The organism is Hyphomonas sp. CACIAM 19H1 (assembly GCF_003325995.1).
Taxonomy (GTDB): domain Bacteria; phylum Pseudomonadota; class Alphaproteobacteria; order Caulobacterales; family Hyphomonadaceae; genus Hyphomonas; species Hyphomonas polymorpha.
The window spans coordinates 1,939,181-1,952,156 of record NZ_CP016437.1; the positions used below are offsets into that span (position 1 = coordinate 1,939,181).

14 protein-coding genes are annotated in these 12,976 nt (G+C 61.8%); 7 read left to right on the forward strand and 7 right to left on the reverse strand.

Annotated elements, in window-relative coordinates:
• Positions 1-21 precede the first annotated feature (21 nt).
• Positions 22-798, forward strand: coding sequence for an exodeoxyribonuclease III (locus tag BBF93_RS09080; RefSeq protein ID WP_114105697.1), 777 nt, complete (start codon positions 22-24; stop codon positions 796-798).
• A gap of 26 nt (positions 799-824) precedes the next feature.
• Positions 825-1,166: a DMT family protein gene (locus BBF93_RS09085; protein ID WP_035595991.1), complete on the forward strand. Its 342-nt coding sequence runs from the start codon at positions 825-827 to the stop codon at positions 1,164-1,166.
• A 44-nt stretch (positions 1,167-1,210) separates the two neighbouring features.
• Here the strand turns inward: BBF93_RS09085 and BBF93_RS09090 are convergent, their stop codons facing one another.
• Positions 1,211-1,363: an entericidin A/B family lipoprotein gene (locus BBF93_RS09090; protein WP_084324201.1), complete on the reverse strand. Its 153-nt coding sequence runs from the start codon at positions 1,361-1,363 to the stop codon at positions 1,211-1,213.
• 161 nt (positions 1,364-1,524) lie between these two features.
• Here BBF93_RS09090 and purQ point away from each other — a divergent pair, with 161 nt between their 5' ends.
• From purQ to BBF93_RS09105, 3 genes are read left to right on the forward strand one after another with little or no spacing between them, the layout of a single operon-like run.
• Positions 1,525-2,193, forward strand: a complete 669-nt coding sequence (gene purQ / locus BBF93_RS09095; RefSeq protein ID WP_114105698.1) for a phosphoribosylformylglycinamidine synthase subunit PurQ — start codon at positions 1,525-1,527, stop codon at positions 2,191-2,193.
• Between the two features lie 56 nt (positions 2,194-2,249).
• Positions 2,250-3,008, forward strand: coding sequence for a DUF3658 domain-containing protein (locus tag BBF93_RS09100; RefSeq protein WP_035595987.1), 759 nt, complete (start codon positions 2,250-2,252; stop codon positions 3,006-3,008).
• A 48-nt stretch (positions 3,009-3,056) separates the two neighbouring features.
• Positions 3,057-4,055, forward strand: a complete 999-nt coding sequence (locus tag BBF93_RS09105; protein ID WP_114105700.1) for an adenosine deaminase — start codon at positions 3,057-3,059, stop codon at positions 4,053-4,055.
• Positions 4,056-4,092: 37 nt separating this feature from the next.
• On the opposite strand, the gene BBF93_RS09110 is transcribed toward BBF93_RS09105, so the two are convergent.
• The 3 genes from BBF93_RS09110 to BBF93_RS09120 all read right to left on the reverse strand — a co-directional run bounded on the left by BBF93_RS09110 (position 4,093) and on the right by BBF93_RS09120 (position 7,165).
• Positions 4,093-4,743 carry a hypothetical protein gene (locus BBF93_RS09110; protein WP_035595983.1) on the reverse strand — a complete coding sequence of 217 codons (651 nt, stop codon included), beginning with the start codon at positions 4,741-4,743 and terminating at the stop codon, positions 4,093-4,095.
• Between the two features lie 88 nt (positions 4,744-4,831).
• On the reverse strand, positions 4,832-5,968 hold the full coding sequence (locus tag BBF93_RS09115; RefSeq protein WP_114105701.1) for an FAD-dependent oxidoreductase: 1,137 nt from the start codon (positions 5,966-5,968) through the stop codon (positions 4,832-4,834).
• 66 nt (positions 5,969-6,034) lie between these two features.
• Entirely contained in the window at positions 6,035-7,165 is a 1,131-nt protein-coding gene (locus tag BBF93_RS09120; protein ID WP_162786491.1) for an SRPBCC family protein, read from the reverse strand.
• A gap of 175 nt (positions 7,166-7,340) precedes the next feature.
• On the opposite strand from BBF93_RS09120, the gene purL reads away from it, so the two are divergent.
• Positions 7,341-9,602, forward strand: a complete 2,262-nt coding sequence (gene purL / locus BBF93_RS09125; RefSeq protein ID WP_035595979.1) for a phosphoribosylformylglycinamidine synthase subunit PurL — start codon at positions 7,341-7,343, stop codon at positions 9,600-9,602.
• A gap of 14 nt (positions 9,603-9,616) precedes the next feature.
• Positions 9,617-10,444, forward strand: a complete 828-nt coding sequence (locus BBF93_RS09130) for an aldo/keto reductase (RefSeq protein ID WP_114105703.1) — start codon at positions 9,617-9,619, stop codon at positions 10,442-10,444.
• 70 nt (positions 10,445-10,514) lie between these two features.
• On the opposite strand, the gene BBF93_RS09135 is transcribed toward BBF93_RS09130, so the two are convergent.
• The 3 genes from BBF93_RS09135 to BBF93_RS09145 all read right to left on the reverse strand — a co-directional run bounded on the left by BBF93_RS09135 (position 10,515) and on the right by BBF93_RS09145 (position 12,955).
• Positions 10,515-11,120 carry a porin family protein gene (locus tag BBF93_RS09135; protein ID WP_114105704.1) on the reverse strand — a complete coding sequence of 202 codons (606 nt, stop codon included), beginning with the start codon at positions 11,118-11,120 and terminating at the stop codon, positions 10,515-10,517.
• 258 nt (positions 11,121-11,378) lie between these two features.
• On the reverse strand, positions 11,379-11,891 hold the full coding sequence (locus BBF93_RS09140; protein ID WP_035595973.1) for a DUF1993 family protein: 513 nt from the start codon (positions 11,889-11,891) through the stop codon (positions 11,379-11,381).
• Positions 11,888-12,955 carry a M28 family peptidase gene (locus tag BBF93_RS09145; RefSeq protein ID WP_162174017.1) on the reverse strand — a complete coding sequence of 356 codons (1,068 nt, stop codon included), beginning with the start codon at positions 12,953-12,955 and terminating at the stop codon, positions 11,888-11,890. The genes BBF93_RS09140 and BBF93_RS09145 overlap by 4 nt, the downstream gene beginning before the upstream one ends.
• Positions 12,956-12,976 lie beyond the last annotated feature (21 nt).

Sequence of the window (12,976 nt, forward strand, 5' to 3'; positions counted from 1 at the left end):
AGCTGCTTAAGAGGTTACCGCATGCGTATAGCGACCTGGAATGTCAATTCGATGAAAGCCCGCCTGCCGACTGTTCTGCAGGTGCTGAACGATATCAAGGCAGATGTGGTCTGCCTGCAGGAGTTGAAGTGCGAAACGGACGCCTTCCCCTATCTCGAAATCGAGGAAATGGGCTGGAACTGCGCCGTCCATGGCCAGAAAAGCTATAATGGCGTGGCCATCCTGTCGAAATTTCCCCTGCAAGATGTCACCCGCGAGATGTCCACCCTGAAGGACGATCAGGCCCGTTATATAGAGGCGACCGTCCTGGCACAGCGGCCCGTGCGCGTCGGCGGGCTCTACCTGCCCAATGGCAACCCTGCGCCCGGCGAGAAATATGACTACAAGCTGGAATGGGTCGCCGCGCTGGAAGACCATGCCCGCAGCCTCCTGAAAGCGGAGGAGCCATTCGTGCTCTGCGGGGACTATAACGCCATTCCCGCCCCGGAAGATTGCTGGGACGATACGGTCTGGAACACAGACGCCCTCGGCCTGCCGGAAACCCGCGCTGCCTGGCGCCAGCTCAAGCATCTTGGCCTCACCGATGCCTTCGAAGCCTGCGATGGCCGCGCCCACCAATACACCTTCTGGGATTATCAGGGCGGCGCGTTCCAGAAAGATCACGGCATCCGGATCGACCACATCCTCGCCTGCCCCCGCATGACAGACCGTCTCACAGGCGCCGAAATTTACCGGAAGGCCCGCGCCCTGGAGAAACCGTCAGACCATGTGCCGGTGATCGCCACGTTTGAAGACTGACCCTCGCCCGCTTTCCGGAGCCCCTCATGCCGCCGCATGTCCTGCCGATTGTCCTTCTGTCGATTTCCAATCTCTTCATGACCCTGGCCTGGTATGGCCACCTCAAATTCAAGACTGTACCGCTAATGCTGGTGATCCTCGCCAGCTGGGGCATTGCGCTGATCGAGTACATCTTCGCCGTGCCGGCCAACCGCTGGGGGCATTCGGTCTATTCGGCGGCGGAACTGAAAACGATTCAGGAGGTGATCACCCTGATCGTGTTCGCCGGATTTTCGGTGTGGGTGCTGAAAGAGCCGCTCGGCTGGAACCACGCCATCGGGTTCGGCCTGATTGCGCTCGGCGCCTGGTTCATCTTCCAGGGCAAATAGGAACAGGCGGCAAGGCATCGCGCCCCGCCGCCTGCCGGAAGATCTTACTTCGTGATCTCTTCTTTGACTTCCTTGGCAGTCTCTTCAACCGCCTGGCCACCGGCCTTCACGTCTTTGCCAACGCCTTCAATCGTGTTGCAGGCTGCCAGCGCCGGCAGAGCAACGACTGCGATCAGAGCCATCATCACTTTTTTCATCTGATTTCTCCTGTGTGTGGTGAAAGGAAGATGGCCCGGAGCCGGCATTCGGGCAAGCCTCTTCCAATCCTTTCAACGCCTTATGTGGCTTTATTGCCTCACTGCGTGGGCCAGCGTCATTCCCGTTTCCAAACGCTCCGACTCTTTGCTAAAGAGCGCCCATGAAATCCGCTGTTATCGTCTTTCCCGGCTCGAACTGTGATCGTGACGCGCAAGTTGCGCTGGCCAAGCTGACCGGCAAAGCCCCGGCCATGGTCTGGCACAAGGATGGGGAGATCCCCGCAGGAACAGACCTTGTGATGGTGCCCGGCGGCTTCTCCTACGGCGACTATCTCCGCTGCGGCGCCATGGCGGGCAACTCGCCCATCATCTCGCAGCTGAAAGCCCATGCCGAGCGCGGCGGATACATCCTCGGCGTCTGCAACGGCTTCCAGATCCTCACCGAGACCGGCCTCCTGCCCGGCGCGCTGGTGCGTAATGCCTCGCTTCACTTCGTCTGCCGCCCGCAGAAACTGAAAGTCGAGAGCAGCAACACCGCCTTCACCAGCGCCTATACCGGCGGCAGCGAAGTCGTCATCCCGATCGCCCATGCCGAAGGCAACTTCTTTGCCGATGACGCGACGCTGGACCGCCTGGAAGGCGAAGGCCGGGTCGCCTTCCGCTATGCCGCAGGCGAAAATCCCAACGGCGCTGCGCGAGACATCGCCGGCATCCTCTCGGAAAACGGCCGCATCCTCGGCATGATGCCCCACCCCGAACGCGCCATCGGCGACCATGAAGGCGGCACCGACGGCATCGCCCTGTTCAAGAGCCTGATGGCGGCGGCGTGATCAGCCCCCTCTCCCCGGAGAGGTTGCAGGTTGTCTTTTGTCCATCTGCAGCGGGGATGCTGAAGCGTTGGGGCGACCTCTCAGGCATACGATTCCAGCACCTGCTGATCCTCGATCCGCTCATGGCGCAGGCCGGCCCTCTGCCCTTGCTTTATGCGGGGGAAGAAAGAACGGCATGGTGCCGGACATATGCGCCGGGATTGGAAGAGTTCGTTGCACTTGACGACGAACAACCGCGCTGCGAGACGCTTTTCCGGCAATATACGAACAAATGGGACGGACAGACGACAGTCTGGTACTGCGCGCGACGCATAAGCGAAATGTCCTCCTTGAGCGCGTTCCTTCACTCGGGGCCGGAGTTTCTAGGTGCTCAATTCATCGACACCGCACGGCAGGCGCCGGATGTGTCCGGGACGGGCGGGTTCGCGCCGGAGCTGGTGCCGGAACTGGGTACGCTTGCCAGTGAACTGGACCCGGCGCTCGCGCGGCACCTGTCGGACCTCTACGAGCTGTCCGCAAGGGACACAGCCTGTATACGGATATTCGAGGCCGGACGACTTGCAGAGCGTCCGGAAGACTGGCTGGACCCGGCAATATTGAATCATATCCCTATGTACTGGGAGAAGCTTGAGCGTCTCTTCGCGAACATATGGAACGAGTTCAACAAGGACGGCTGGCACATCGCTGATTACCACGTCCTGCTCTGGCGGCTGCGGGAACTGGCTCAATCCGGGCGCATTGCGTGGCAAGGCTTGGGCAGCGGTGCATTTTTTGACACCCATGCGGTGCCTGGAGAGCTTCGACGGCTATGCTGACCGGCGGCGGGCCTTCCTGACTCGCACCCATTGTGCCATGCTTGCAGAATGCAAACCGATCTGATCCAACGCCTACCCAAGGCTGAGCTTCACCTCCACATCGAAGGCAGCTTCGAGCCCGAACTGATGATGGCGCTGGCCGAGCGCAACAGGATCACCCTGCCCTTCAAGACGCTGGAAGACGCCAGGGCCGCCTACAACTTCTCCAACCTTCAAGAATTCCTCGACCTCTATTATCAGGGCATGCAGGTGCTGCGCACCGAGGAAGACTTCTTCGACCTGACCTGGGCCTATCTCCAGCGCGCGAAGGCCGACAATGTGCGCCATGTCGAGATGTTCTACGATCCTCAGGCTCATACCGAGCGCGGCGTGCCCTTTGGCGTCGTCACTGATGGTATCCTTGCCGCCATCAAAAAGGGCGAGCAGGAACTCGGCATCAGCTCCTATCTCATCATGAGTTTCCTGCGGCATCTCTCCGAAGAGGACGGCTTTGACCTTCTGGTTCAATCTGAACCCTGGCACGACAAGTTCATCGGCGTCGGTCTCGATTCCTCGGAAATGGGCCACCCGCCGCTGAAGTTCGAGCGCCTCTACCAGCGCTGCCGCGAGATGGGCTTCAAGCTCTGCATGCATGCCGGCGAAGAAGGCCCGCCCTCCTATGTCCGCGAAGCCCTGCTCGACATCGGCGTGGACCGCATCGACCATGGCAATCGCTGCATGGAAGACCCCGAACTCGTCAGCATGATCCGTGAAATGCAGATCCCGCTGACCAATTGCCCCCTGTCAAACCTGTCGCTCTGCGTGATCGACGACCTGAAGCAGAGCCCCGTAAAAGCCCAGCTCGAAGCGGGCCTTCTCGTCACCGTCAATTCGGATGATCCAGCGTATTTTGGTGGCTATATCGGCCGCAACTATGAGCAGACTGCCGCCGCGCTTGGCCTCTCGGATCAGCAGATCATCCAGCTTGCCCGCAACAGTTTCACTGCCAGCTTCCTTCCGGAGGCGGACAAACAGCGCCACCTTGCCGCAATAGAAACGGCCGCCTGATCCCAGACGGCCGTAATATTTGCGGATTGTCGCAGGCTTAGCTGTTGGGCTCGGCCTCTTCAGTTGGCTCACCGGGCGCATCTTCTGCCTCTTCCTCCGTCTCCGGAGCAGCGGCAAAGCCCGCCGCAAAGTCAGGGTAGCAATCTCGGATCACGCTTTTCAGCATCGGGTCGGTCTCGAATACGATACCCCGCGCGCCAGACGTAACCTTGATTTCCCCGGCGCCGGAGGCCAGCACATAGGCCGGGTGGCTCACCGCTTCCGTAAGGCCCTCAGCCGTATCGGGCGTCATGCCGGGCGCAGCGGGAAGGCGGGCATTGCCGGCCGAAGTGAACATGTCGATGGCGCCCACCGTGTCCTCAGCGGAAACTGCCTTGATCTGCAGAATCCGGTCACCCATTTCGGTATCGGCCGTCATGCACGTCGCCGAGAAGAGTTCCTCACCGTCCGTAGACGTATAGGTCACGGTATCGCGGCCTGAGGTGGTGGCGCGGTCCCAGCTTCCCTGCGCTTCAACAACCACTGCTTCCGGCGGGGGCGGAGCTTCCTCTTCTTCCTCGGCCTGCTCGTCAACTTCTGCCTCAACCGCCTCAACCGGCTGAGGATCAGTGGCCTCCGGCTCAGTCTGGGCATAAGCAGCGCCTGCAATCAGCGCGGCGGGAATAAGGGCAATCAATGGGTTCCGCATGATTTAGCTCCTCTGGTGCGTCACTTGAAATTGCCAACGCATCAGAAAGCCGCAGGTTTCCCCCGCCGCAGAATTGCCCAGAAATGGCCTAGTTTGGCACCCAGGTCGAAAACGCCGCCCGCTCGGCCAGCGCCGCATGGCCATCAATCATGCGGGTCAGTTCTTCCTCGCTCACATCCATCGAGAAATCCCCGCGCCCATGGCTGCCGCCAAGTACCAGACCTGTCTTGCGCGGGAACATGTAGAGCGCGCCGCCCGCCCCCGGCGCCGTATAGGAATAGTCAATCTCCGGCTGCGGCAGCAGATGTGACAGCTGCCCGCGGATCGGCATCAGCGTTTCATCGCCAAACAGTTTCGCGGCGCCCAGCCCCGTGCAGTTCGCCACCACCGGCTGCGGAAGGGCGAGAACTTCCTCAAGCGTTTCAAACCGCCGCGCAATGAACTTCGCCCCGGCAAGCTGGGCATCCTTCATCAGCATGTCGAGATAATAGTCCGGGTCGATCATCATCGCATGATAGCGTTCCTCATAGGGAAAGCCAAACCGCGTCTCCGTGGTGCGCACGTCAAGATCCGGATACAGATCATCCCCGCCCGGCAGCGCCCAGCGCGGATCCCGCACCCGGTTGGACACTTCCGAATGCTGCACCCAGCTGACGCCATAGCCCGGCCGGTTCACATAAGGCAGAAATCCGCGATGCGCCTCGCGCGTCACCTGCCAGTTGAGCCGCAGGAATTCCTCGCTCGCCACGTCCCGGTCATAGAGGCTTGAGGGCAGCCACAGCGCGCCGGCAATATTTGAGGTCGTGTTCGGATGCATCAGCTCGGCATACACCGTCACGGCGTGGCCCCGCCGCGCCAGGATCAGCGCGCTCGTCAGCCCCATCACCCCGCCGCCAAGGATCGCCACATCCAGCCGCCCGGTTTCCCCCGCCATCACGGCCGCGCGCTGGCTGGTGCCCCAGGAAAGGGTCACGCCGCAGCCGCCATGGCCGTAATTGTGGATCACGGTCTTGTCGCCAAAACGCTCCGCCTCCAGCCGGAACCCCTGAGGCCGGAACGGGCGCAGGCCCACCACCGTCCGCGTAATCCGGTCCCGCTGGGAAAGCACCTTCGGAAAGGGCCGCGCGAGCGGTAGCGCCGTCATCGTCACAGGCTGGCTGGCGCACGCAGCAAGCGCGCTTGCCCCCATACCCAGAAGAACAGTCCGGCGGGCAAGGTGTGGCATGGGGCACTCCGTGGTTGCCCGTCCTCTCTAGCCGTGCGCCGCGCCTTCCGCCAAGCCGCCGGAGCGTTACACTCCCGTCATCTGATCCAGCCACCACTGGTTCATCTGCCAGATCGATTTCTCCAGAGGGGATAGCCGCCCCTGCCCGGTCAGCGGCGCGCTCAGCCCGGCCCAGACGCTGTCATTGGCGGCGATGTCTTCCATATGGATGGCGGTGGCAAACTGCGCTGTGCCTTCAACGATTTCCTCAAACCCTTCGGCTTCCTGCAGCCAGAAGGGCAGGCAGATATGGATCTTGAGGCTCAGCGTGTCCGGGCCGTTTGGAAAGAGCTGATACCAGAGCACCGAGGCGCCCTGGATACCCAGCAGGAAATGCGGAAAGGCAACCGAGGCAAACAGATCTTTCGCCTGCCAATCCTCCAGCCCCGGCGGTGGCGGCAGAATGGAGGGCTCATCGGGATGCGCCGATGGCATGTGGAGGATAGACCATGGCCCATCGCTCTCCGGCACGCGGGAATCGCGGGCGTGGAAGGCCGGCTCAAACGTTTCCGGATGCACGCCGATATGGTGGTAAGCCTCCATGAAATTCTCGACCAGCACCTTCCAGTTCCAGCCATGCTCGAACTCCAGTGTCCGCGCCACGATCAGGTCAGACAGGCGGAAATTCTCGAAATAGCGCGTGTAGGTATCCACCTGCGGGGCAAACGGTGGCGCTTCGGCGTCAAGATTGGCCAGAATGAACCCTTCCCAAATCTCGCTGCGGATTTCAGTCAGGTTGCAGGCGGCGGGGTCAAACCCTTCTGCGCCCTCCATAAGTGGCGCGCGTACCAGCGCCCCGCCCGTGTCATAGCTCCAGGAATGATAAGGGCAGGTGAAGAGTTTCCGGTTCCCCGCCCCTTCGGCCACCAGCGCCGCCCGGTGGCGGCAGACGCGCGACAGCACGCGCACTTTGCGATCATGCCCGTGCACCACCATCACCGGCTGCCCTGCCAGATCGAGCGAGAGGTAATCCCCCGGACTGCCCACCTGATCCAGCCGCGCCAGCGGCCACCAGCTGCGCCGGAAAATGCGCGCCTCCTCGCGTGCATATACCTCCCCGGAGGTGTACGCCGCCACCGGCAAGGTCCACGCCTGCGCCAACGGCGCGCGAACACGCGCGATCATCTCGCCCGCAAAGCCGGGCAAAGTTTCAACCATTTTCAATTCCTCCCGCCACAAAAGTGACGCATGCGTCACGTTTTGTCCACCCTGCCCCGCGCCGATGACACAACAAGGCTGGCCGAGCGCGCCGCCGCAGGTTAAAGCGCGCGGGTTGAACCCAGCCGCGAACCCGAATAGCGCTGCGCCAAATCTTACCTCACGGGCCAAACCGATGACTGATACCGCTGCCATTCTTTCCCATCTCAAAGCCGAGCAGGACGCCGCCTCCGGCGCCGGGCACGGCATCAAGGCCGATGAATGGGAGCGGCTGGTCAGCCGCCTGGGCCGCAATCCGAACCTTGTCGAACTCGGCATCTATTCGGTCATGTGGTCGGAGCATTGCTCCTACAAATCCTCGCGCCGCCACCTGTCGAAATTCCCCACCAAAGGCCCGCGCGTCATCCAGGGGCCCGGCGAGAATGCCGGCGTGATCGACATCGGCGATGGCCAGGCCGCCATCTTCAAGATGGAGAGCCACAACCACCCCTCTTATATCGAGCCCTATCAGGGCGCAGCCACAGGCGTCGGCGGCATCCTGCGCGATGTGTTCACCATGGGCGCGCGCCCCGTGGCCCTCGTCAACGCCCTGCGTTTCGGTGATCCCAGCCACCCCAAGACCCGCCAGCTCGTCTCCGGCGTCGTGGCCGGCATCGGCGGCTATGGCAACTGCGTCGGCGTGCCCACAGTGGCCGGCGAAACCCAGTTCGACGAAGGCTATAACGGCAACATCCTGGTCAATGCGATGGCCGTCGGCCTCGCCGATCAGGACAAGATCTTCTATGCGCGCGGCGCCCTGCCCGGCCTGCCCATCCTCTATGTGGGCTCCAAGACCGGCCGCGACGGCATTCACGGCGCCACGATGGCCTCGGCCGAATTCACCGAAGGCGAGGAAGACAACCGCCCCACCGTCCAGGTCGGCGACCCCTTTACCGAAAAACTCCTCATCGAAGCCTGCCTCGAGTTGATGGCGACTGACGCGATCCAGTCCATCCAGGACATGGGCGCGGCCGGCCTCACCTCCTCTTCGGTGGAGATGGCCGACAAGGGCGGCGTCGGCATCGAGATGGACCTCGACAAGGTACCCCAGCGCGAAACCGGCATGACGGCATACGAAATCATGCTGTCGGAAAGCCAGGAACGTATGCTGATGATCCTGAAGCCCGGCAAGGAAGCCGTGGCCAAGGCGATCTTCGACAAGTGGGATCTCGACGCCGAAGTGATCGGCATCACCACTGAAACCGGCCGCCTCGTGCTCAAGCAGTTCGGCGAAGTGGTGTGCGACATCCCCGTTGCGCCGCTCGGCGAAGATGCCCCGAACTATGACCGTCCGTGGACGGAGCCGCCAAAGCGTCCGGCTTTCGACATTGCAAAGCACCCCGCCCCCGCCAACTATGCAGATGTGCTGGTGAAGCTGATGTCGACACCGGACATGGCCTCCAAACGCTGGGTCTGGGAACAATATGATCGCCACGTCATGAACGACACGATCGACAGCTCCCAGTCGGGCGGCGACGCGGCAATCGTCCGCGTTCACGGCACCAACAAGGCGCTCGCCATCTGTTCGGACTGCAACCCGCATTATGTCTCCGCCGATCCCTATGAAGGCGGCAAGCAGGCCGTGGCCGAAGCCTACCGCAACCTTTCCTCGGTCGGCGCCACGCCCATCGCCATCACCGATAACCTGAACTTCGGTAACCCCGAAAAGCCCGCCACGATGGGCTATATCGTCAAGGCCATCGAAGGCATGGCCGAAGCCTGCCGTGTGCTGAACTTCCCCGTCGTTTCCGGCAACGTGTCGCTGTATAACGAGACCGATGGCAAGGCCATCCCGCCCACGCCCGTCGTCGGCGGCGTCGGCCTGATCGAAGACCTGTCAAAAATCGCCACCCTGAAAGGCGCGCAGCCGGGCGATGCCCTCGTGCTGATCGGTGAAACCGAGGCGGATTTCGGCGCCTCGCTCTATGCCCGCAAATGGCTCGGCCTGAAGGGGGACGATCTCGGCCCGCCCCCGCCGGTGGATCTGGAAACGGAAATCGCCAACGCCGCCGCCGTGCGCACCCTCATCTCCAGCGGCGCCGTCCATGCCGTCCACGATGTCAGCGATGGCGGTCTTGCCGCTGCGGCGGCCGAGATGGCCCTGGCCGGCAATGTCGGCGTCACGCTGGACCTGGGCGACCGGCTTGCGCGCATCGGCGCCCTCGCTGCCCTCTTCAGCGAAAGCCAGGGCCGCTACCTCGTCGCCGCCAAGAGCGAAGATGCCGTTTTCGATCTGATCGGCGACGTGCCCGCACTTTATGTCGGCAGCGTTGACAATACCGGCGCGATCACGCTTCTCCATGATGTCCGCAAGGGCGAGAAAACCGTCCTGCCACTGAAAACCCTGCGCGAAGTGCATGAGGGCTGGCTGCCTGGCTATATGAACGCCGTAGACTGAACGGGCCCCGCGCGATGACCCTGGCAGATCGGCTATCCCGTCTTCCTGCCTTCGGCTTCGGTGTCAGCGGCCCGCTTGCTACGCCTCTGATGCCGGATCACGCCTGTGACGCGCTCATCCATCAGATGTTGGAAGGTGGCGGCGCCGTCTTCGACACCGGCCCATCCTATGGCGGCGGCCTTGGCGAAATCCGGCTGGGCCGGGCGCTGGCCCGCCGCGCGGATGCGTTCGTCATGACCAAAGCGGGTCTTCTCTCCAGCGGCCTGAAAAAACGTTCCAGAGATTTCTCGCCAGCAGGTCTGCGCGCCTCCATTGAAGGCTCGCTCCAGCGTCTCGGGCGCCCCGCCATTGACCTTCTATGGCTTCACGGGCCTGCGCGAAGCGAGATCACGGCAGAGGTCATCGGCCTACTGATGGAGCTGCGCACAAGCGGCTTGGTCCATCATTTCGGAATTGCGGGGCGCACGGAAGATGCGCTCACCGCTCTGGAGGATCCCATTTTCGAAGCCGTCATGCTACCGTTGAACAGGATACCCGGAAATCCCGGTCCGGAATTGGCGCAGCGCGCAAGGGCTGGAGGCCGGGCGGTCTTTGCCATAGAAATACTGGGCGGCCTGCGCCCCCATGGAAAGATGACGCGCGGGCAGTTATGGCGGACCGCAAAACGCCTTGCGATGCGCGGCCCTGCGCCGGAACCCGTCACCGCAAGCACACCAGATGAGGCGCTCAACTGGGCCTATGACGAAGCGGGCGCAGACATCTTGCTGATGACCACCACTTCCTCAACCCATCTGGCGGCAAACATCAACACCCTGCGCCACCGCCAGTTTCGCCCCACCTGAACGGGCAACGCCCTTTCCCAGGGAAGTGGGAAAGGGCGCCCTCGCCTGGAGTATCAGGCTACTGTTCTGATCAGAACTTGTAGCCGACACCCAGCATCACACCGCTCGTATCCGTGCTGTCGAACGAGTAATAGGTGTAGTCACCTTTGAGGTAGAGGTTGTCGGTGAGGTCATAGCTCATGCCGGCACCGAAAGCAGGGCCATCGGCAGAATCTTCCACATTGATAAAATTCCCGCCGGGCGTCTCCAGTGAGGCATCAAGGTCGACATAGGCATAGCCTGCGCGTGCATAAGCGTTCAGGCGTTCCGTCAGCGGAAGATTTGCCTTGCCATAGATGCCAATAAGGTAGTTGAGGCCAATGTCGCCGGACGCCGCAATCACATCGCTGAGATCGCCATCATTGTTGTCGTCGAAATTGAACTCATCTTCATCCACATTGAAGTCAAACTCACCGTCGTCGATGCCTGTGGCGAGTTCGGTTTCAAGGCTGAAGATATTGTTGAAACGATACCCGGCGCGCGCCGCGATACCATGGGTGTCAACGCCGCTTTCTGCGCCGTCTGGCTTGATGTCGAAATACTGGTATCCGCCTTCCAGATAAGGGCCGGCTTCCTGTGCATGAGCAGCGGCGGCCAAGCCAGTCGCAGCCGTCGCGATAAGCAGGGATCTGAACATGTTTTCTCCTTCAAGAACGCTACCTGAGTTTGATGCACGCCATTCGGGCGAAGCACGCAAACAACGGCGCCGGCTGGAAAGAAGTTCCAGTGAATGTTTCGAAATCTGCAGCTGTTGCAACAGCGTCACGGTTCCTCAGAAACCTCCGATTTTATGCTATTTTCCGCGTCAGCCTTGTATCAAAACGGAAAACGGCGAACCTTTCGGCCCGCCGCTTCACAATCTGTATAATCCGCAATCTGATTAATTACGCAAACGTCACTCAACCGGCACGAGATAGTCCCGTTTCCCGATGTTCAGCCCCTGCGACCGCAGCAATGCGTAGGCAATCGCCGCATGAAAATGCAGGTTGGTGAGGATGAAGCCCGAAAGGTAGGCCTTGCCTTCCATGGGCATGGTGTTGGCGCCCATCGGGATCTGCAGGGTGACATTGGTATTGGCGTCGATCTTTGCGCTGTCCACACCGTTCACATAGGCAATCGCCTTGTCACAGCGCGCCATCAACTCGCCGAAGGTCTGTTCCGTATCGGGGAATGATGGCATCTCCAGCCCCGCCAGCCGCGCAGCGCCCCGCGTTACGGTATCGCAGGCAATCTGTACCTGGCGCGTCAGGTCAAACATGTCCGGATAAAGACGATGGGAAAGCAGCACGCTGTCCTCGACATTCAGCTGGCGGGCATAGGCCTCACCCTTGATCAGAATGCCCTTCAGGGCGCCAATGGTCTGGTGGGTCGAAGCCTTGAGGATATGGGAGACCGTGGTGGTGGTCATTGTGCGTTTCCTTCCGTTTGAAGCGTTTCGCCAGCCGGGTCCCGGCGCAGCGTGAATATCTCTGCCAGTCTTGCGTCCACCGCCCGGGCCGCCATCACCAGCGTGTCCGCCGCGCGCACGAAGAAGTCGAGCGTCAGGTTTTCGAAATCGTCTGACGGATTGTGGTAACCCGGATGATCCTCGACCCCGAAATAGAGGATCGGGATGCCCATCTGGTGAAATACCCCGTGATCTGACTGCAGCGTCCAGTCGTTAGGCCCATCCTCCGGCCGGTCATGCCCCATCAGCAGGGTCACCGGCGCATCGGTGGCAATCTCCGAAATGATCCCGGCCAGATCCGGCGTGTGATAGGTGCCCGCCACATAAAGCTCGCCGGCTTCTGAGCGGCCCACCATGTCGAAATTGAGGTTCAGCGCCACGCGCGAATGATCAAACCCCTCCATCCGCGCCAGCGCTCGCGCGCCCAGAAGGCCGATCTCTTCGGCGTCCAGCGCGGCGATCACCATGTCATGCTCTGGCCGGTGCAGCGCGAAATACTCCGCCACCGCCACCAGCGCCGAGGCGCCCGAGGCATTGTCATCCGCCCCGTTATAGATCTCCCCCTCGCGCACGCCGAGATGATCATAATGCGCCGTCACCAGCAGCGCCGGGCCCGCGCCCGGTGTCTTGCCCGGAATATAGCCGATCAGATTTGCCCCCACGATCGGCGCCGCGTCCGCCTCGCGCGGCACGATCGGAAAGGTATGCGTGTAAGCTGTAAAACCCGGCAGCGGCAGCAGGCCGATCTCCTCGAACCGCTTGTGGATGAAGCCGCGCGCCGCTTCGTTCCCCGCCGTGCCGCTCGCCCGGCCCTCCAGCGCGTCGGAGGACAGCACCTGCGCCAGATGCAGCATCTCCCCGGCATCCACATAGACAGGCCGGTAGGTCACGCCGGGCAGGTCATCCCCGCCTTTCGGCCAGAGCAGCCAGCCGCCAAGCAGGATGGCAATCGCCAGAACGGCGCCTATCAGCAGGTTTCGAGGGGAAAAAGGCCCGTGAGGTGTCGCAGGTTTCGTGTCGCTCATGCCTTGACCCATAAGGTGTGC

Bases quoted from the DNA above. Each gene is read 5' to 3' on its own strand.
- BBF93_RS09105 (WP_114105700.1), top strand. From the start codon at position 3,057: ATGCAAACCGATCTGATCCAACGCCTACCCAAGGCTGAGCTTCACCTC.
- BBF93_RS09115 (WP_114105701.1), bottom strand. From the start codon at position 5,968: ATGCCACACCTTGCCCGCCGGACTGTTCTTCTGGGTATGGGGGCAAGC.
- BBF93_RS09140 (WP_035595973.1), bottom strand. From the start codon at position 11,891: ATGACCACCACCACGGTCTCCCATATCCTCAAGGCTTCGACCCACCAG.
- BBF93_RS09100 (WP_035595987.1), top strand. From the start codon at position 2,250: ATGCTGAAGCGTTGGGGCGACCTCTCAGGCATACGATTCCAGCACCTG.
- BBF93_RS09085 (WP_035595991.1), top strand. From the start codon at position 825: ATGCCGCCGCATGTCCTGCCGATTGTCCTTCTGTCGATTTCCAATCTC.
- BBF93_RS09145 (WP_162174017.1), bottom strand. From the start codon at position 12,955: ATGAGCGACACGAAACCTGCGACACCTCACGGGCCTTTTTCCCCTCGA.
- BBF93_RS09130 (WP_114105703.1), top strand. From the start codon at position 9,617: ATGACCCTGGCAGATCGGCTATCCCGTCTTCCTGCCTTCGGCTTCGGT.
- BBF93_RS09110 (WP_035595983.1), bottom strand. From the start codon at position 4,743: ATGCGGAACCCATTGATTGCCCTTATTCCCGCCGCGCTGATTGCAGGC.
- BBF93_RS09080 (WP_114105697.1), top strand. From the start codon at position 22: ATGCGTATAGCGACCTGGAATGTCAATTCGATGAAAGCCCGCCTGCCG.
- BBF93_RS09120 (WP_162786491.1), bottom strand. From the start codon at position 7,165: ATGGTTGAAACTTTGCCCGGCTTTGCGGGCGAGATGATCGCGCGTGTT.
- purQ (WP_114105698.1), top strand. From the start codon at position 1,525: ATGAAATCCGCTGTTATCGTCTTTCCCGGCTCGAACTGTGATCGTGAC.
- BBF93_RS09090 (WP_084324201.1), bottom strand. From the start codon at position 1,363: ATGAAAAAAGTGATGATGGCTCTGATCGCAGTCGTTGCTCTGCCGGCG.
- purL (WP_035595979.1), top strand. From the start codon at position 7,341: ATGACTGATACCGCTGCCATTCTTTCCCATCTCAAAGCCGAGCAGGAC.
- BBF93_RS09135 (WP_114105704.1), bottom strand. From the start codon at position 11,120: ATGTTCAGATCCCTGCTTATCGCGACGGCTGCGACTGGCTTGGCCGCC.